Origin of the sequence: Rhizobium sp. 42MFCr.1 (assembly GCF_000377185.1) — a bacterium.
Lineage (GTDB): Bacteria > Pseudomonadota > Alphaproteobacteria > Rhizobiales > Rhizobiaceae > Rhizobium > Rhizobium altiplani.
Map to the genome: position 1 here is coordinate 74,590 of NZ_KB897836.1, position 18,881 is coordinate 93,470.

The 18,881-nt window shown below is 58.5% G+C and carries 17 protein-coding genes and 2 pseudogenes; 9 read left to right on the top strand and 10 right to left on the bottom strand.

Annotated elements, in window-relative coordinates; all coding sequences use genetic code 11:
* Positions 1-2: 2 nt before the first annotated feature.
* Positions 3-818, bottom strand: a complete 816-nt coding sequence (locus C934_RS0118625; protein ID WP_018858161.1) for an NAD-dependent epimerase/dehydratase family protein — start codon at positions 816-818, stop codon at positions 3-5.
* A 239-nt stretch (positions 819-1,057) separates the two neighbouring features.
* On the opposite strand from C934_RS0118625, the gene C934_RS0118630 reads away from it, so the two are divergent.
* The gene (locus tag C934_RS0118630; protein WP_026371917.1) at positions 1,058-2,641 is read left to right on the top strand and encodes an ABC transporter substrate-binding protein; all 1,584 of its coding nucleotides are present in this window, start codon (positions 1,058-1,060) and stop codon (positions 2,639-2,641) included.
* Between the two features lie 85 nt (positions 2,642-2,726).
* On the opposite strand, the pseudogene C934_RS35705 reads toward C934_RS0118630, so the two are convergent.
* From C934_RS35705 to C934_RS0118655, 6 genes and pseudogenes are all read right to left on the bottom strand, one after another.
* Positions 2,727-2,939, bottom strand: a pseudogene (locus C934_RS35705) (hypothetical protein); the annotation flags it as partial.
* 381 nt (positions 2,940-3,320) lie between these two features.
* The gene (locus tag C934_RS0118635) at positions 3,321-3,935 is read right to left on the bottom strand and encodes a DJ-1/PfpI family protein (protein WP_018858163.1); all 615 of its coding nucleotides are present in this window, start codon (positions 3,933-3,935) and stop codon (positions 3,321-3,323) included.
* 58 nt (positions 3,936-3,993) lie between these two features.
* Positions 3,994-4,944 carry a substrate-binding domain-containing protein gene (locus C934_RS0118640; RefSeq protein ID WP_037089991.1) on the bottom strand — a complete coding sequence of 317 codons (951 nt, stop codon included), beginning with the start codon at positions 4,942-4,944 and terminating at the stop codon, positions 3,994-3,996.
* 57 nt (positions 4,945-5,001) lie between these two features.
* The gene (locus C934_RS0118645) at positions 5,002-5,994 is read right to left on the bottom strand and encodes an ABC transporter permease (protein WP_018858165.1); all 993 of its coding nucleotides are present in this window, start codon (positions 5,992-5,994) and stop codon (positions 5,002-5,004) included.
* The gene (locus C934_RS0118650) at positions 5,991-7,571 is read right to left on the bottom strand and encodes a sugar ABC transporter ATP-binding protein (RefSeq protein ID WP_245267970.1); all 1,581 of its coding nucleotides are present in this window, start codon (positions 7,569-7,571) and stop codon (positions 5,991-5,993) included. The genes C934_RS0118645 and C934_RS0118650 overlap by 4 nt, the downstream gene beginning before the upstream one ends.
* Before the next feature lie 10 nt (positions 7,572-7,581).
* Positions 7,582-8,283 (bottom strand): GntR family transcriptional regulator, encoded by a 702-nt coding sequence (locus C934_RS0118655; protein ID WP_018858167.1) that lies wholly within the window; start codon positions 8,281-8,283, stop codon positions 7,582-7,584.
* An 89-nt stretch (positions 8,284-8,372) separates the two neighbouring features.
* Here C934_RS0118655 and C934_RS32125 point away from each other — a divergent pair, with 89 nt between their 5' ends.
* The 7 genes and pseudogenes from C934_RS32125 to C934_RS35710 all read left to right on the top strand — a co-directional run.
* Positions 8,373-9,407: an Ldh family oxidoreductase gene (locus C934_RS32125; RefSeq protein WP_083929876.1), complete on the top strand. Its 1,035-nt coding sequence runs from the start codon at positions 8,373-8,375 to the stop codon at positions 9,405-9,407.
* Entirely contained in the window at positions 9,404-10,630 is a 1,227-nt protein-coding gene (locus C934_RS0118665) for an iron-containing alcohol dehydrogenase (protein ID WP_018858169.1), read from the top strand. Before C934_RS32125 ends, C934_RS0118665 begins: the two co-directional genes overlap by 4 nt.
* An 18-nt stretch (positions 10,631-10,648) precedes the next feature.
* Positions 10,649-12,136, top strand: coding sequence for an NAD-dependent succinate-semialdehyde dehydrogenase (locus C934_RS0118670; protein ID WP_018858170.1), 1,488 nt, complete (start codon positions 10,649-10,651; stop codon positions 12,134-12,136).
* Between the two features lie 14 nt (positions 12,137-12,150).
* Positions 12,151-12,981, top strand: a complete 831-nt coding sequence (locus C934_RS0118675) for an alpha/beta hydrolase (protein ID WP_026371920.1) — start codon at positions 12,151-12,153, stop codon at positions 12,979-12,981.
* Positions 12,982-13,485: 504 nt separating this feature from the next.
* Positions 13,486-14,532: a catalase family peroxidase gene (locus tag C934_RS0118680; protein WP_018858172.1), complete on the top strand. Its 1,047-nt coding sequence runs from the start codon at positions 13,486-13,488 to the stop codon at positions 14,530-14,532.
* The gene (locus C934_RS0118685; protein WP_018858173.1) at positions 14,529-15,065 is read left to right on the top strand and encodes a cytochrome b; all 537 of its coding nucleotides are present in this window, start codon (positions 14,529-14,531) and stop codon (positions 15,063-15,065) included. Before C934_RS0118680 ends, C934_RS0118685 begins: the two co-directional genes overlap by 4 nt.
* Before the next feature lie 51 nt (positions 15,066-15,116).
* A pseudogene (locus C934_RS35710) lies at positions 15,117-15,266 on the top strand (IS30 family transposase); the annotation flags it as partial.
* A 196-nt stretch (positions 15,267-15,462) separates the two neighbouring features.
* On the opposite strand, the gene C934_RS32130 reads toward C934_RS35710, so the two are convergent.
* The gene (locus tag C934_RS32130; RefSeq protein ID WP_245267971.1) at positions 15,463-15,804 is read right to left on the bottom strand and encodes a pyridoxamine 5'-phosphate oxidase family protein; all 342 of its coding nucleotides are present in this window, start codon (positions 15,802-15,804) and stop codon (positions 15,463-15,465) included.
* A gap of 650 nt (positions 15,805-16,454) precedes the next feature.
* Entirely contained in the window at positions 16,455-17,456 is a 1,002-nt protein-coding gene (locus C934_RS0118695; protein ID WP_018858174.1) for a catalase family peroxidase, read from the bottom strand.
* A 218-nt stretch (positions 17,457-17,674) separates the two neighbouring features.
* Here C934_RS0118695 and C934_RS0118700 point away from each other — a divergent pair, with 218 nt between their 5' ends.
* Positions 17,675-17,914 (top strand): hexameric tyrosine-coordinated heme protein, encoded by a 240-nt coding sequence (locus C934_RS0118700; RefSeq protein WP_018858175.1) that lies wholly within the window; start codon positions 17,675-17,677, stop codon positions 17,912-17,914.
* A gap of 71 nt (positions 17,915-17,985) precedes the next feature.
* On the opposite strand, the gene C934_RS0118705 is transcribed toward C934_RS0118700, so the two are convergent.
* Positions 17,986-18,879, bottom strand: coding sequence for a helix-turn-helix domain-containing protein (locus tag C934_RS0118705; protein WP_018858176.1), 894 nt, complete (start codon positions 18,877-18,879; stop codon positions 17,986-17,988).
* Positions 18,880-18,881 lie beyond the last annotated feature (2 nt).

Below are 18,881 nucleotides of genomic sequence, written 5' to 3' on the forward strand. Positions count from 1 at the left end.
CTTTACCGGATCGGGGAGCGCGGAGGCTCGATATAGATTGGCTCGTCGACGAAACCACCGCCTTGCCATTTTGCCTGGGACGAGTCCTTGTCCGGGATGCCGGGGCTGCGCTCCAGTTCGGCGCGATAGGTCTCAGAATTGTCCTTCGGTTTCCAGCCGAGATAGGCGGAAGCCGAATTGTCCCACCATTTCGCCTGGTTGTCGGAAACGCCCCAGATCGTCGGACAACCGAGATAGGGCGCTTTGAACACTCGCTCGGCGAGCGAGGCCATGTCGTCGAAGCTCAGCCAGATCGCCAGCATTCGCACCGTCGTCGGCTTCGGCCAGCATGCACCGATGCGGACGATCGCCGTCTCCTGACCGAACTTGTGGAAATACATCTGCGCCAGAGCTTCGCCGAAACATTTCGATACGCCGTAGAGGCCGTCCGGTTTGGTCGGCTGGTCGACGCTGATGAACTGGTCCTGGCGATAGAAGCCAACCGTGTGATTGCTGCTGGCGAACAGGATGCGCGGCTTGCCATGCTTGCGTGCCGCTTCGTAGAGATTGTAGAGGCCGCGTATATTGGCCTCCAGAATACTGTCGAAGGTGTTTTCCGACGGGATGCCGCCGAAGTGCAAGATACCGTCACAGCCTTCCACCATTCGCATCACACCGTCAGCATCCATCAGGTCGCAGCTGACCGGTTCCTCATTGGGCGTCATCGCCGTCAGCGGGGTGATATCGGAAACGCGAATGGTTTCGGCCAAATGGCCGAGTCGTTGCCGCATGGCCATGCCCATACTGCCGGCAGCTCCGGTGATCAGAAGCCGCTTCATCCTACTCCTCCTATTCGGACCGAACCCATGTCGGGTAACAGCAATCTTATCATATGACAAGGCGTCAGAAATACGATGCCAAGGCTCCATCGAAGCCCCGTGGTTTCCGTATTTAGACAAATTTACGCGATACTGCCAGCATATGTTGACGAAGGAAGCTGTTTAGGTCTTCATACAAGACATCAGCTCATATGATGTCTTACCGTGAGCGCCAGAATGGAGGAACCCCAATGAAATGGATGAGGCATGTGGCGCTCGCCACGGCTTTGACGCTGTCCGCGCCGATGGTCGCATTTGCGGACACGCCTGCCGACCAGTTGATCGTCGGCCTGAGCATGAACAATATCCTTACTCTAGATCCGGCTGCGATCTCGGGGCGCGAGGCGACCGGCGTCATCACCAATCTCTACGACACGCTGGTGGAACTGGGCGCCGACAAGAAGACCGTCAATCCGGGCCTTGCGAGCTCCTGGACGATCGCCGACGATGGTTCGATCACCTTTACGCTGAGAGACGGCGCGACGTTCAGCTCCGGCAACCCGGTGACAGCGCAAGACGTCGTCTGGTCAATTAAGCGCAACATCGGCCTTGGTCTTGTCGGCGCGGGCGTTTGGTCGTCCTTTGGCTACAGGGGCAACAATATCGACTCGCTTTTGACGGCGGACGGCAACAAGATCACCCTCAAGCCCGCCCAAGCGACCGATCCGCAGCTCACCCTCGATATCTTCGGCAAGCCAGATGCGAGCGCAGTCGTCGACATGAAGACCGTCATGTCCCACGAGACCAATGGCGACAGGGGCGCGGCCTGGCTGAAGGTCAATGCCGCCGGCTCCGGAGCCTTCAACCTGACGCGCTGGTCCTCCAACGAAATGCTCATACTGACGCGGTTCGACGATTACTGGGGCGAAAAACCCAAGATGGAGCGGGTCATCTTCCGTCACCTTCCGGAGTCCCAGACCAAACGCCTGATGCTGGAAAAGGGTGACGTCGATGTCGCGATCGGTCTTTCCGTTCCGGATATCGCCGCACTCAGCAAGAACAAGGATGTCGAAGTCCAGAGCACGCCAAGCTCGGGCTTCTACTTCCTCGCAGTCAGCATGAAGGACGAACGGTTCAAGAACCAGGATGTCCGAATGGCGATCCGTTATCTCATCGACTACGACGGCATCAACAAGACGATCATGCCGAATTACGGCGCCAAGCGTCTGCGCCCAGTCGCAGAGGGGGTGATCGGCGCCCTGCCGGATCCCGACTACAAGGTCGATGTCGCCAAGGCCAAGGAACTGCTCGCCAAGGCGGGTTATCCGAACGGTTTCGCCGTCAAGCTGCTGACGCTCAACGAGCCGCCGTTTGCCGACACCGCCACCGCGATCCAGGCGACGCTGGCCCAGGCTGGCATCAAGGCCGAGATCGTCCAGGGGGCCGGAGACCAGATCTATGGCCCGATGCGCGAACGCAAGTTCGAGATGATCGTCGGCCGCGGCGGCGGTGGTCAGGAGCCGCATCCGCATTCCAACCTACGAGCACTAGTCATCAATCCAAACAATGCCGACGATGCCAAGCTCAGCGGAATTATCGGCTGGCGGACCTCTTTCTTCGACCAGCAGCTGAACGACATGTCGGCCAAAGCCTTGGTGGAACGCGACCAGGGGAAGCAGAAGGCAATGTATGAGGACATCCAGAAGCGCTACGAGGACCTCGTTCCGACCCTGCAGCCGATTTCGGCGGTCGTCGACAGCGTCGTCTACCGCGCTGACGTCAAGGGTTACGAAACCCACTACGGCTGGACCGTTCGTCTCCGCACTGTCTCCAAGCAGCGCTGATCCCCATAAGCTCCTCCAGGACGTGCCCGCGGCCACCGCTGCGGGCGCCTCTATAGGGCACGAATGATCGAGGACCTGCCTGACGTCATCGCGCATTTTTCAAGGTTGGGCGGCTATGCAAAAGCCATGGATTAATAACTTTCAATCCAACGGCTTCGAAGGTGCTTGTATCGCGTGTTGTAACCGAAAGGCCGTTGGCCGCTGCTGTGGCTGCAATATATCCATCCGCCTTAGCGATAGCCTTTCCGGATACTCGAGCGCGCACCATCAGTTCCGAGTAAAACTGCGACGTAGCGAGGCGGCCCCGCCGTTGTTGATGACTGCATCAAGATCCGGTGAATGTTGCATCCGAGGCTTCCTATATTTCCTGGCGATGGCGGCAGCGATCGCGCGCCGAACGAGAAGAGTGATATGTCGCTCCATCGTTGCCTTCGAAGTAGGATTGATCAGGCCGTCGCTTCTGAACCTGCCGTTACATCTGATGGCGGTGCAGTCGAAGTTTCGTTGCGAACCTTTGACTTCTCAAAACGACCAGGGGAGGCTCGACAGATCCCATGCAGACCGTAGAGGGCCCCACCCCTTCACGCTTGGCCGCAAACGAATGGTGCATCGGAAGCAGTGAAACTTCTGGTTTGGGGCCGCCGGGTGACGGCGACCCTGATGGAGAGGTCGCAGGAGCTTACGCTGCCTGTGCAACATCATCCCGGTGGTGAATCTCTGTCCCGAGCACTTTCAGGCATTCCCGGATAAATGCGGCGAGCGCCGTCCATCCCTTTGCGGATACCATGGTGCCGTCAACGTAGGCCTCGGTCGGCGAAAGGTCGATATAGGTACCGCCTGCGAGTGTGACTTCCGGCTCGCAAGCGCCGAGCGCACCGACTTTCTTCCCGCGCACGACGCCGTCGACCGCAATAAGAATCTGCACGCCATGGCAGATCGTGAAGATCGGTTTCTGCTTCTCGTGGAAATGACGGACGATGGCCTGCACACGTTTGTCGGTGCGGATGTATTCCGGACCGCGGCCACCGGCAGCATAAACGGCGTGATATTGGTCTAGCTGCACTTCGGCTTCTGAGAATGTCTTGTTGATGGTGAAGAAGTGCCCGAGCTTCTCGGTATAGGTTTGATCGCCTTCGAAGTCATGAAGCGAGGTCTTGATAAGATCTCCGGCTTTCTTGTCAGGGCAGATGACGTGGACCGTATGGCCAACTGCTTCCATCGCCTGCTGGAAAACGTAGATCTCGTACTCTTCGGTGAATTCGCCGGTCAGCATCAGTATCTTCTTGCCTGGCATGATTTACTCCTCTTTGTCCATGCGGCGGGGTGGCTCCTTGCCACCCCTGTTTCTATGATTAGAACGGCGAGTCCGGGAAGTAGTATTCCTTCGCGTTCGCCTGCGTGATGAGAGGCGCGTCGAGCTTGACGTTTCCTCTGGTGGGAGCCTGTCCGACCAAGTTGGCGACCGTCATGTAGATCGCTGTCTTGATCATCGCTGGCGGGTAAGGCGTTTCGACCGGGGTCATGGCGTCTCCGTCGATGACCTTCTTGACGATGTCCTTCATGCCATTGCCGCCGAGTGCCAGCTTGATATCCTTGCGCCCGGATTCCTTGACCGCTTCGAGCACCCCAAGCAGCATGTCGTCGTCGTTTGCCCATACGGCGTCGATCTGAGGGTATTTGGCCAGATAGTCCTGCATCAGCTTGAAGGCCTCGTCACTGTTCCAGTTCGCATACTGGATGTCGAGTACCTTGAGGTCAGTGCCCTTGATCGCGTCCTGGAATCCTTGAATGCGCTCGTCGTCGATCACTGTCGGAATTCCCCGCAACACGACGAGGTTCCCCTTGCCGCCCAGCTTGTCGATCATGAATTTTGCAGTGTTGCGTCCGACGGCGATGTTATCGCCAGCCAGGTATAGGTCTTGGATCGTTGGATCGTTCAGGCCGCGGTCGACGACCGTGATGAAGGTTCCCGCATCCTTCACCGCCTTGACGGGGGTCGTCAGTTCCTCGGACGTGTAAGGCAAGATCACCAGCGCATCGAGTTTGCGTCCGGCCGACAGATCCTCAAGCGCGCTCACCTGCGCCGTAGCCGAAGGCGAGGTCTTTACCACCACCTCCACGTCCGGAAACGCGGCATTGATTTCCTTTGCTGCGGCCTGCGCGTGATAGACGATGCCTGCCGTCCAACCGTGGTCGGCAGCCGGGATCGACACGGCGACCACTTTCTTGTCGGCGCCCAATGCGTGACCCGCGAGCAGCACCGTGCTTGCGGCGAGTGCCACAACCCATTTCCTCTTCAACATTCATTCCTCCCAGAATAGGACCGACAAAATTCATTCGCCGCGCGGTCCGGACGCGGATTATTTCGAGAACCTCTGAATGAGCATCGCGATGATGATGATCACGCCCTGGACGCCCGCCACCAGGTATTCGGAAACGAAGTCGGATAGCACCATCAGGTTGGCGATGAGTTCAAGGATGACCGCTCCGGCAACCGTGCCCCAGACGTGACCCTTGCCGCCGCGGAGTGCGGTTCCGCCGATGACAACTGCCGTGATGACTTGGAGTTCCCAGAGAACGCCAGTCGTCGGGGTGGCCGCGCCAAGACGCGGCACGTAGCAGATCGCGGCGATCGCAACGCAGGCCCCCTGGATGGCGTAGGCGATCGTGCGGGTCTTGATTATCGAGATGCCGGAATAGCGGGCAACGTCCTCGTTGGCCCCGACCGCGGCGCATTTGCGCCCGTACTTCATCTTGTAGAGAATGAACGAGGCGACGACAGCGACGGCAATCGAGATCAGGATCGGCAACGGGATGCCCGCGATGGTGCCGAAGTACACGGGGCGGTACGCGTCGCGGAGAGTGCGATCGATGGGGATCGTGCCGCCGTCGGACATGTACGTGATCAGTGCCCTGAAGATGCCCATTGTTCCGAGCGTCGCGATGAACGGCTCGATCTTGCCGACAGTCACAATAATGCCGTTCATCAATCCGCAGAGGAGACCCACGGCAATCGCCACCACCATCCCGGCCGGGATTGCCGAAACACCCCAGTCGGGTGCCATCCGGTTCATGAACATGATCGTGATCCCGGTGATGAATGCGGCCATGGAGCCCACGGAGAGATCAAGGCCCCCCGAAGAGATGACGAAGGTTGCTCCGACCGCGATGATCGCAATGAAGGCGCTGCGGGTGATGACGTTGCCGAGATTGGTCGCGGAGAGGAAATCCGGATTGACCGCAAAACCGATTGCCAGCAATGCGATCAGAGCCACAAATGGTCCCACATCCGCCCATCCGATATTCCATTCCCGCTCCGGTTTGACCGGGGTCGAACCCGTAATGACAGTCATCTGTTTCCTCCCTCGCCTTTTCCCGGAGCAACGTCGCTTGTCGCCAGAAGCGCGACGTTGTGCTCCGTCATTTCGTCTCCTGAGACCTCCCCCGCGATGCGCCCTTCCCGCATCACAAGAATTCGATCGCAGATCCCGATCAGTTCCTGCATTTCGGAGGAGATCACGACGCACGCCTTCCCCTCCATCACGAGCCGCTGGATGAATGCGTAAATCTGCGCCTTGTTGGCGATATCGATGCCACGCGTCGGCTCGTCGATGACGACGACCGAGGGCGCGGCCAACAATATCTTTGCAAGCAGAAGCTTTTGTTGATTGCCACCGGATAGCTGTCCTGCTTTCACCCCCAAACTCTTCAATCGGATGTCGTATTGATCGACGGCCTGTGTCAGAGCGGTCTGTTCGCGGCGTCGCCGCATCAACAAACCGGGATGAAACCGTTGAAGCGCGGACAGGGTGAGGTTGGGTGCAAGCCGCTCCTGGAGAAGAAGGCCTTTTCCCTTCCGGTCCTCGGTCAAGTAACCGATCCCGGCGTCGATCGCCGCCCGCGCCGAATGAATGTTGATCGACTTGCCTTCGAGCTCGACCTCGCCAGTTGCCGGTCTCAACCCCATGATGCCTTCGAATAGCTCCGTCCGGCCCGCCCCGATCATTCCGGCGAAGCCGAGGATCTCGGACTTGCGAACGTCAAAGGTGATATCCTTTGCAAAACCCGGAACTGACAGGTTCCGGACTGAAAGCATCCTTTCACCCGCGGCCGCGGGTGACTTTTCCGGATAGAGCGCCGCGAGGTCGCGTCCGACCATAAGACGCGCCATGTCCAACTGACTGAGACTGTGGCCCGGGTGCGTGCCGACCAGTTTGCCGTCGCGCAGCACCGTTACCTTGTCGGCAATTCGCTGCACCTCGTCGAGACGGTGGCTGATATAGAGGACAGCAATCTTCTGCGCCTTGAGTTGCAGGATGATCGAGAGCAATCGCTCGACCTCGTCCCCCGTAAGGACGGCTGTCGGTTCGTCGAAGATCACCAGCCTATGATCATCCAGCAGCGCCCGAGCGATCTGGACAAGCTGGCGGTCGGCAAGCGAGATGTTTCGCACCAGCGCATTGGGGGAAACCATGCTTCCGAGTTCAGCCAGCTTCTCAGCGGCGAGACGGCGCATCGTCCGGTCGTCAACGACTCCGTTGCGCATCAATTCGCGGCCGAGGAACAGGTTTTCCGCGACAGTCAGGGCATCGGCAAGCAGAATTTCCTGGTGGACCAGAACAATACCAGCCTGCTGGGCCTGCTCAGGCCCGACAAAACGGACCACCCCCTTGTCCATGCTCAGCGAACCTGCTGTAGGTTCGGCGTAGCCGGACAGAAGCCGCATGAAAGTCGATTTGCCGGCACCGTTCTCGCCGATGATCGCGTGAATCTCGCCGGGATGGATGTCGAGTGTCACATCCGAAAGAACCGTGACCGGGCCATATTCCTTGGAAAGGTTTTCGGCACGCAACACCGGCTGACGTGCGAGGTCATCGGCCTGAACCACGGGCGCTCTTCCATCTCTGTGAATGCTGACAACGCTCGACATCGCAGATTCCTCAATCGAAAGCTGGGAGCAGCCTGTCCCGTGAATGCTCAAGGTGGACGCGCATCGCCTTCTCGGCGGCGGAGGCGTCGCCTGCGGCGAATGCCGTCAGTAACGCTTCGTGTTCGTCGAGAGCCTCCTCGGTCACCCGTGAGTGGAACATCAGACGGAAGATATGGAAATGCGTGTGCTGGTGATTGAGCGTCTCGCGGATGAGCTCGTTGCCCGCATATTCGAGGATACGGTCGTGGAACATTGCGTCCTGGCGCGCGAATGTCGAATAGCGAAGGCGCTCATCGGTGCCATCACGTCGCCCCATCACTCCGGCTGCTTCGCGAAGCGTTGCAAGCTTTTCATCGTCCATCGCGAGGGCCGCTCTGGCTGCGCTGTCCGGCTCAAGCAGAAGACGCAGCTGATAGAGCTCGTCGAAGCGGCGTCGGGCGATCTGGGGAGCCGCGCTGTAACCGATTAGGTGGGTCTTGACTACCAGTCCCTCCCCTTCCAGCCGCCCAAGCGCTTCGCGGATGGGCGTCTGCGAGACATTCAGTTCGCGCACCAGATTATCGACATTGATCCTTGCGCCTGGGGGAATCTTCAAAGCCATCAATTGGGCGAAGATTGCCTCATACACGCTTCCCGCAAGACTATTGGCCCTCGGGATGAACGCGCCCGTGTCCGGCGCATCGTTAACGATCGTGGGTGTTCTATTCTGCATCATCTATTGCCTCTTGACAGAACCAATCGCTAACACGATGCTCGCCGATATTCAATACTATATCCTATAGGATTTTATTTGGAGCTGTCGTGAGAGTAAAGAGGGAGATAGCGGCGGACCTGGTGAGGAACCTTCTCGAGGAAAAAGGGACCCCTCGTTCATACGCTTTGCAGCAAACCGACGTTCTCGTCGAAGCAGAGTTGAGAGGTCATCCATCGCATGGCCTTCAAAGGCTGCCGAGGATTCTTCAGAGAATTGGCAATGGTCTCATCGATCCAAGCACCCAAGGGAAATCACACTGGCGAACGCCGTCATTCCTGAAGATCGACGGTCTGCGCGGACTGGGGCCAGTGGTCGCTCTCCAGGCATGCACCATGCTCTCTGAACGCGCTTCTTCGACAGGCGTCGCCGTTGCTGGCATCAGGAACTCAAACCACCTGGGGATGCTCGCCTATTACGTAGAGCACCTCGCGAAAGAAGGCATCATCGGGATCGCGCTATCTTCGAGCGAGGCACTCGTCCACCCATATGGCGGAACAACGCCCCTCCTCGGAACCAATCCCCTTGCGATTGCCGTGCCGACTGCGGACCGACCGCTGGTCGTCGATCTCGCGACCTCTGTGGTTTCAATGGGGAAGATCCATCACCATGCGGCAAACGGATGCGCGATCCCGGAGGGTTGGGCACGCGACAGCGACGGAGAAATGACGACCGACGCCGCCGCTGCAATGAACGGGTCGATCGCTCCGTTCGGCGACGCCAAGGGATACGCTCTTGGTATGGCACTTGAATTGCTGGTGGCCTCGATTGCGGACTCATCGACTGCGCCTGACGTCCGGGGAACGCTGGATGCCGATGCCATCTGCAACAAGGGGGACGTGTTGATTGCCATCGACGCCGGCAAGCAGCCCGACCTCCTCGCTTGCTTCAGTACCTACCTCGATCGCATCCGGAAATCGCGTCCAGCCGAGCCCACACGACCAGTAACGGTCCCTGGCGACGGCACCTGGTCGCGCCGCCAGCAGGCGCTCTGCGACGGAATCGAGATTCCTGGAAGGCTTTGGGACGAACTTAACGCCCTTTCCCGCTCAAACGAAGCACTTGTTAAAGGACATGCACAATGACCCTTTTCGCCGCCATTCGGCTTCCCCAGGAAATTCTCTTCGGCAAGGGACAACGTCATGCCCTCCCGCACATTGCCACGAGGCTGGGCAAGCGTGCGTTGCTATGCACTGACGAGCGGTTCGCTGCTACGCCCGTCTTCGCGGATATCGTGAAGGCGCTCGAGGCCGCCTCGATCGCAGTACTGATCCACGATGGTGTCCAGCCGGACGTTCCCATCGAGACAGTTTCCGTCTGCGTGGAGGAAGCACGAACCTTTCACCCGGACATGGTGATTGGCATTGGTGGAGGGAGCTGCCTGGACATGGCAAAGTGTGCCGCCTTGCTCCTTAGCCATGGCGGGCAGTTGAAGGACTACTACGGCGAGTACAAGGTGCCCGGCCCGACGCTTCCGATCATCGCTGTGCCGACGACGGCGGGGACGGGGTCCGAAGTCACGCCCGTCGCTGTCATTTCCGATTCCGAACGCACGCTCAAGGTCGGGATATCCAGTCCCTATCTGATCGCCACAACCGCCATCTGCGATCCCGAACTTACGATGACCTGCCCGCCCGGACTGACGGCGGTTGCGGGGGCCGACGCCCTCACCCACGCAATCGAGGCCTTCACCGCGGCGCGACGCGGTACCGATCCGCTGCTTGCTCAGAACCATGTATTCATCGGAAAGAGCGCTCTTACCGATCATTTCGCGTTGCTGGCGATCAAGCTTCTCGGCCGCAGCCTGGAGAGGGCCTGCAAGAATGGCTCCGATGAAGACGCACGGGCCGATGTCATGATGGGTGCGTTGGCGGCCGGATGTGCCTTCGGGACTGCAGGGACCGCTGCAGCTCACGCAATCCAATATCCGGCCGGAGCGCTGACCCACACAGCACACGGTCTCGGTGTCGCTACCATGATGCCTTATGTGATGAATTACAACAGATCCGTGTCTGCTGCCGAGATGGCCGAAATCGGCACCGCACTCGGCCTCGACAACGCGAACGGTAGCGAGGAAGAACTTGCACTGGCCGCCATCGAAGAGATCCGCAGACTGTTTGCAACAATAGGCATTACACGGACGCTCGCGGATCTGGGCCTTGCCGCCGACAAGCTGGACTGGACCGCTGAACAGGCCTTCGGCATCGACAGGCTCATCAAAAACAATCCGCGGTCTTTTGACCTCGACGCCATGAAGCGTCTCGTCAGAGCGGCCTACGAAGGCGATCTCGCCGCATCCGCCATCTAAGAGAATCGGGGAAGCATCATGACCATTGCCCACCACATACCTCAAGTCGACCACCACCTGCCGGATCTCACGGCGACCGCACGCGGCCTCTACATCGATGGAGCCTGGCAGCCATCTCGGTCCGGTCGGACAATCGACGTCGTGAACCCTTCGACGGGCGAGGTTCTCGCCACCGTGCCGGATGCCACGATCGAGGATGCCCGCGCCAGTGTCGAAGCTGCATCCGCTGCAGCGCCGGGATGGCGGGCTACGCCGCCACGCAAGCGCTCCGAGATCCTGCGCCGGTGCTTCGAGCTTATGATCGAGCGCTCCGAGATGCTGGCGACACTTATCTCGCTGGAAAATGGCAAGGCGTTGCGCGACGCGCGTGGTGAGGTCGCCTACGCAGCCGAGTTCTTCCGCTGGAATGCGGAAGAAGCTGTCCGCATTACGGGCGAGTTCGGCATAGCGCCATCAGGCACCAATCGCATCATCGTCGACTACCAGCCGATAGGCATCTGCCTGCTGATCACGCCGTGGAATTTTCCGGCGGCGATGGCTACCCGGAAGATCGCGCCTGCGCTTGCTGCTGGTTGCACCGTGATACTCAAGCCCGCCAGCGAAACACCGCTGACTGCTTACGCATTGGCTGCCATCTATGAGGAGGCCGGGGTGCCGAACGGTGTCGTAAACGTACTGACGACGACCAGCCCCGGACCATTAACGGCAGAGGTTCTCGCGGATCCACGTGTCAGAAAGCTCTCTTTTACAGGATCGACTGGTGTCGGTCGCGGCCTCTTGGCGGAGGCTGCGAAGAATGTCATCTCCTGCTCCATGGAGTTGGGCGGCAACGCACCCTTCGTGGTGTTCGACGACGCAGACCTGGAAGCGGCCCTTGACGGTGCGATGATCGCCAAGATGCGAAACGCCGGCGAAGCCTGCACCGCGGCCAACCGCTTCTACGTCCAGTCGGGGATATACGATGCATTTGCCGAAGGCCTCACGAGGCGCATGGGCGCGCTCATTATGGGGTCGGGAGTTTCCGGGGACACCGAATGCGGTCCAATGATCACCCGCAAGGCGGTCGACAAGATCGCACGCCTCGTGGCCGATGCAAAGGTCCGAGGAGCCCGTGCGCTCTGTGGCGGCGACGTCCCGGCAGGTGACGGCTATTTCTATCCTCCGACTGTTCTGGCGGATGTGCCATTTGAGTCAGAGATGGCCTCAGAGGAAATCTTTGGGCCGGTCGCGCCGCTCTATCGCTTCGAAACCGAGGAAGAAGCCGTCCGGAGAGCCAATGACACGGAATACGGCCTGGCTGCCTACGTCTACACGCGCGACCTTGCACGCGGGCTGCGGGTCTCCAACGGCATCGAGGCTGGGATGATTGCCTTAAACCGTGGTCTTGTATCCGATCCTGCAGCCCCGTTTGGCGGTGTGAAGCAAAGCGGCCTTGGCCGCGAGGGTGGTCAGCATCATGGCATTGCCGAATTCATGGAAGCGAAATATATCGCAACAAGTTTCTGAGCTGGGGAGCAATCGTGGAAACGGACCCATTTCGCATACGTGATCATGTTGCGCACTTCGACAGCATTGTCAGCGAGATCGTGAAAGCGAGTGAAAGAACTCGCGAAACTCTATCAATGACTGGGAACGTCGTCTATGGCGACGGTCCCTCCGAAAGCTTGGATATCTTCTATCCGGAAGGGACACGAAAGAACCTTCCGGTCCACATGTTCATCCATGGGGGCTATTGGCGGATGTTTTCCAAGCGCGACTATTCCTGTGTTGCAAACACCGTCACCCAGGCAGGCGCGATCGCTGTCATCGTCGACTATGCATTAATGCCTGCCCACAGGATGGAGGTCCTTGTCGACCAAGTCGTACGCGCCAAACGATGGGTGATTGACCGCATCGCAGAGTATGGAGGCGACCCCTCGACACTAACGGTCAGCGGGCATTCGGCAGGCGCACACCTGGCAAGCTTCCTATTTCATGGGAGTACCATCCCCTCCCGCATCGAAGGTGCGTTCTTGCTCGGTGGTCTTTACGACCTCGCTCCGTTGCAGCGGTCGTTTCTTCAAAACGAGATTGCGCTATCGGATGAAGAGGTGGCGCGCTTCACACCTCTCTCTCACCACCACGACCCGCACTGCCGCGTTATCCTAGCGGTTGGCGCAAAAGAGACAGATCCTTTTCATGCGCAATCTAATGCGTTTCTGTCTACCTTGCGAGGGCAAGGGCTCCCGGCAGTCCGGAAGATCCTGGCAGCTCGGAATCACATGGACTCAGTTCGCGACCTCGGTGTCCCTGGCTCTGAGGCTGGAGATCTTCTCGCCCGATTAGTGACTGGCGAGCCGTGCCCCGCCTGAAGCTTCGATGCTTCGGTCCATTCTTGCAACGCGCGTGAACATCAAGGCGCTTATCACTGTTGCCTTGTAATGGCGCCAAACCGGGATCCGCCCGCTTGATCATCGAAAAAGGAAGGAGCCATGAAAGCGACCAATATCGATCTTGCGAGCCGCCCCAGCGGCACGCCGACATGATTACCGATCGGGGATCACCAATACGCTCATCCGTGCTGACAGCGTGACTACTGCGAGTGGAGAGCGAGTTCAGCTGTCGAATGACTTGAGGCGCTCAGCTCCATCCAACATCGATCACAGCACGGATTCGCCACCTCTTCCAGGTACCCCATCCCGGCCATTGAGGATGCGCTTTCCGTTATGAAGTCCGATTTGACCACGCTCAACAACAATGCCATCCTCCGTGCCCAAAGAACAGGAGAAGCGCTTTAACCCGCGTCATCGCCTGTCAACGCACTAGCGTTGATTTCCTAGCATCGCAGAGAAACTGCTAAAGACGGAGAGGCTTGTATGCCGGGCTCGCAGCGTTCCGCTCTCGGATCTTTGATGCTGATTGCCGCGGTGGTCGGTTTCAGCGTCGGCGCCTTTGCCTACACTGCCGGATGGCTTTCGCCCGGTCGCCTTTCTTCAACAGAACTTGTCAGCGCCCTGGCGCCTCCGGGCGGACCCGCGCTGGGACATCGGCGAAATCACGCAAAGGGCGTCTGCTTCACTGGCACCTTTGAAGCGAATGGGACCGCTGTGGCGCTTTCGAAGGCAACGGTATTCACCGCAGGGCACTACCCCGTTCTCGGGCGCTTCAACTTGGCAACGGCTGATCCGAACGCCGCTGATCCGACGGTGCGGGTGCGGGGCGTCGGCGTGCAAATCTCAGCGCCTGACAACAGCGTCTGGCGCATGGCACTAATTGACCCACCCGTCTTCGCGGTCTCGACGCCTCACGGGTTCTACGACCTGCTCGAGGCCTCGAAGAGTAAGGATCCCGAAGCGATGAAAGGCTTCGTGGCAGCACATCCAGAATTCGCTGCGTTTGGCGAGTGGGCAACCAAGGCTCCCTGGACAGCCAGCTACGCGGAGGTAACTTTTAACAGTCTCAATGCATTCATTTTCACGGATGCCGCGGGTACAAAGAACGCAGTGCGTTGGTCATTGCGCCCAGAAACGCAGGCCGTGCCAATCTCCGGCGCGGATTTCGCGAAACTCGGTCCCAATCATCTCGAAGAAGACATTACTGAGCGCGTTGCCAAATCGCCGCAGCGCTGGACACTCGTGCTGACCGTTGCCGACCCCTCAGATCCAACATCGGATCCGACGAGGGCCTGGCCGCCCGAGCGGCGTACTGTCGAAGCTGGAACGCTCGTGGTGCAGAAAATCGAGCCGGAGGTCGATGGTCCCTGCCGGGATATCAATTTTGACCCGACCATTTTGCCTGACGGTATTAAGGTAGCCGATGACCCGTTCCCGGCAGCCCGATCGGCAGCTTATGCCAGATCCTATGATCTGCGGACCAGTGAGGCGAACCACTATCCTCGAACAGCAGTGAGCGCAAAGCCATGACGGACATAAAAACACGCTTCTCCGCCGTTCAGCGTTTGTTGCATTGGCTGATGGCGATCGGAATTCTGGCCATGCTATTCATCGGCGTCGGAATGGTCTCGACCATCGGACGGCAGTACGTACCGCTGCTGATAGCCCACAAGACGCTGGGAATCGCCATTCTCGTTCTTGCCTTGGTTCGTCTTTTGGTGCGCTCCGTATCAGGCGCACCAGCACTGCCTGCAGACCTTCCCGAGCCGATGAGACTTGCCGCGCATCTCTCCCATGTTGCCTTGTACGCGCTGATGATCGGCATGCCCCTGATCGGCTGGGCCATGATGTCCGCAGCCGCCTATCCCATCGTGCTTTTTGGTGGGTTCCGCCTTCCGCCGATCCTACCGCAGAGCGCGAGCCTCCATACTATGCTGTGGAGCGCGCATTTCTATCTCGCCTTCGCGTTCTTTGCCCTCGTGATGGTGCATCTGGCGGCAGCGCTCTTCCATGGTCTAGTTCGACGCGATGGGGTCCTGCAAACGATGCTGTCTGGCAAGTAGGCTCGCTCCGACCGACGAGGTCGCCCTGCAAAAGGACTTCGTTCGTGAGGCCTGAAGGCCATTTTTCCGCCCGACCTGTCCGTACATAGCCAAGCCCAGCTCAATGCTATCGCCTGGCAGCTCAACGAACCTCCAAGAAAGACCTTGCTTTATCAGACGCCCGCGGAAAAAATTTCCGAATGTGTTGCGGCGATCAATTGAACCCACTGCCAAAAGCAGCCGTTCCGAGAACGAAACACGTCGCCGAGCCCACGATTCGCGACCGTTGGGAGCGCCACATTTATCTTGATGATCGGGTTTGCTGAGCCTCCGCGATCCTCTAGGTTATCTTGCCCACAAGGCGGGTGTCACGATTTAGCCGACGCCCTCGGACGGCGACCCGAAGCCGTTGCGTCTGTCAGAATTGAATCTCGATCAGCTCGGGAGGCTCCTTGTTGAAATCGGAATATCGAATCCACCGCGGCGTTGCTTTGAACATCTCGGCCCCTCTCTCGATGAACTCCCTTTCGGCCGGGACGCTGTTGAGATGGGCTTCCTGGTATTGTTCGATATCTGCGGCAGGAACCCTTGTTGCCTCACCCTCATATTGAACCGTGATGTTGTCGTTCCATCCGACAACGAACGCGACGCCGGGACGCTCCGCAAGATTGTTGAACTTCCGGGTGTCTTTGAAAGTGTCGAACACTCCCGCACGGAGAAGTCGACCGTAGCCGCCTCCGGCGTTCCATTGCCGTGGCATGTCGCAATGACCGCCAAAGTGTGCTTCCTCAGGAATTCAAGGATCATGCGTTTCGTATGATCTTCGTCCATTGCCTCATCCCTCAGTGAGTATTCACGATTTTTGTGCAGTCTCATTCGACAGCCCGCCGGCTTCACCGGAGTTTGGCCGACAGCGCCGCGAGCTTGCGAGATATGCGTTCACCGCCCGATCCAGCCATTGATGCGTCCGTTCAAATCTCATGCCTTCCAGGACGATTAACACATTGCTCGCCCTCGTTCGATGGTCGTCGAGACCGTGACCTGCACCTCGAGCGGACTGATTGTGGTTTTGTTCCACTTCGTGCGCGCCTCAGGAGCTCAGACTGCATGCAAGCGAGGAAATGGTGCAGAGGTGCTCGCCCACGTCATCGGCCGGCAGGGTCCTGCCAGGAACATCATGAGGACGGTCAAGGTTCTAAAAGAAAGCAAGATCGCCGACAGGACGTTGCTTCACTTGCATCGGCATGATCCCTCTTGCCGCAAAGCAGACACGTCGCCCTGCCCTTGCACCCAAAATAATTATGGGCGCAGATGGGAACGGATGCGAAACGCGGCCCATCTGCGCCCGAAAAAGCGCTTTGTTTTCAATGTTCGTGGCGCAACAGGGCGGCGGCCGGCAACTGGCGCTTCCTACTGCCGCTCTCCGAACGATATCGGATAGGTGTGGTTGCGAAACGTCAGCATGGGGTCAGCCGGTTCGATACCAGGGTGACTGGTACCCGGGAGGAAAAGCGTTTGCTTGTCGGCGACGGCCTTATCGCGCGGTAAGCCATCGAAGTTGAATGTGCCAAGCCTTACGAGGTTGCGGCTCTCCGGCCATGCAATAGACGGGTCTTCGATCTTGTCGCCATCTTCGGCCACCTGCGCATACCAATCGAACACGACCGGCTTCTTGGAAATCCTCGACACGATTTCCTCTTGGAGATAGTTCGGTCGCATCCTTTTGAGTTCCTCGGGATTCAAGTAGTGCTCTCCGGCTTTCGGCACAAAGCGATAGCGCACAAACGCCGACTTTCCGTCACCATTGGTAAATTTGAATGAGTTGATCCCAAAGAAGGTCGCAGTTGCGTAGGATGCGGGGGACGTGAGTGTCTCGACAAAATGCTTAGAGATTGGATGGCTATCGAGGAACTTTTCCAACGGCGTCGGATGTTCCACGCCCGGACCGCTCGCGGCTACCAAACGTAGAAAGTTGGCGAATTCGTCACTCGTCGCGACGACGAATCCGTTGTGTTGATCGGTGGCGAAATCAAACTCAGTCCCGTCCTTGGCCTTGATTTTGATCGCTAGGCCGGTTGGTGCCGCGCCATTCGCCGTATCTGGAATGTCGGGCACGCCGGCAAAAAGGGAGAAACGCGCAACGACGGGGAGTTTTCCTTCGGAGAACACGGAAGCTTTCGTGAGTTTACTCGCGTCCTTAGTCGGCGTGAATGTACCAACGACCATCACGCCCTTGGTGTGCACCGCCCGTTCGTGGTGCGCACCAAATGTCCCGTGGAGTGTGTTTATGAGGTCCTGCGGCGTTTCTTTCTGCCCGTCCGCCCAGGCGGCCGACGTTATCATGGCGGCCCAAAAGACTGATGCCGCCATGCAACGTTTGATCCGGAAATTGGCGGAAGTGAGGTTCGACATGCGATTGCTCCTTTTCGCTATATTCACCACGCAATTTTGCCCGAGACGCCACAATCCGGATTTTCCGCAACTGTCATTCTTTTCCAAATCGGGCCATCAAATTGAACATTCAGGTGCAGTACGGAATGGCCGGATAGTGCAAGCAGCGGCGCCACCGTCCAATACCTGCCAACCTGAGTGAACTATCCTGCAACGGCAAAAGAAGCTGGGAGGCATCCGTGAAAGAGTTCGCTGCATCACTTGAAACCGCAACCCCCCGCGAAGGCGTCGATCTGGCCGCCAGGCTTGCATGGGAAATGGTGAGGAAGGTCCAGCCTTCGAAGAGCATACGGGACCGGCTGGTGGTGATCTACGAGGACGATGCCGAAACCATTTTAATGGCCTGCCAAATCATTGCGATGAACTTTCAAGCCATCGCTGCGGCGAACAACTATTGGCACGATCGACCCATTGCATAGTGCGGAGAGGAGGCAAACAAAGAGCAAATTGAATCCGTACGAAAGTGCAAAAGAGCGACCGGTAGTGGTAGTCAGTGGACACCACGCGGGTCGGTCCCGACTTTTCGGATGAAATCGCCGACGAAGTCGGAAACTTGCTCATAACCAAGGAGCGCGGCCACTTCTCTTGCTTCGTAGCCGCGGACCAACAGGCGCTTCGCACGCTCAATCCTGAGGTCGTCCCTCCAGGCGTGAACGGAGCCGCCGACGGTTTCCTCGAAGGCGGACACAAATTCTAGTGGCGACATGCCGCACTCATCCGAAAGTTCCTCCAGCCTGAGGTCACCGTCCAGATGTTCTGAGAGCTTTTCCTGTGCTCTTGAGACCTCTCCGTCCGACAAGGTCTTGCGCCGCGTCGCTTTTTGTCGAAACGCACATCCGTGATGGCGCACTGCGTGGGCGGTTGCAGCAACTGTCAGATGGTCGACAAACAACTGATTGGCGAGACCAGGGGAACGGAACGCCGGAAGTATGGCACGGACCAGATTATGCATGACGGGGTCCTGCACGCCAACGCCCGGGTTGTGATTGAAAGCGTCGACCGACGAAATTCCTTCCTTATCGGTGATAGCCGTCAATGCTGTTCGGGGCACATAGAAGCTGATGTGGTTAAAAGCGCTTATACTATTGGCCACCGGAGACGAGCGCAGATCGTAAAAGCTCGTTGTCCCCACAGGCAGAAACGCGGTTTTCATTTGCTTGCCATCAAGGAACAGGTCGTGAGCGGGAACGTCGCGCAACTGCACGGTCATGAGGAACGCGTCCTCGACTGCGATCGGCTCGCTCAGGCCCGTGTTTGCCTTATCGCAACGGATTTCCGTGATGGCGATCCGGGCGTTCTTCAAGGTTTTGGCGACAAGGGATGGCGCGCGGGCGACTTTGAAAGTCTTTCTCAACCGCTCACCGTAAGCACCGGTCTCTTCCATAT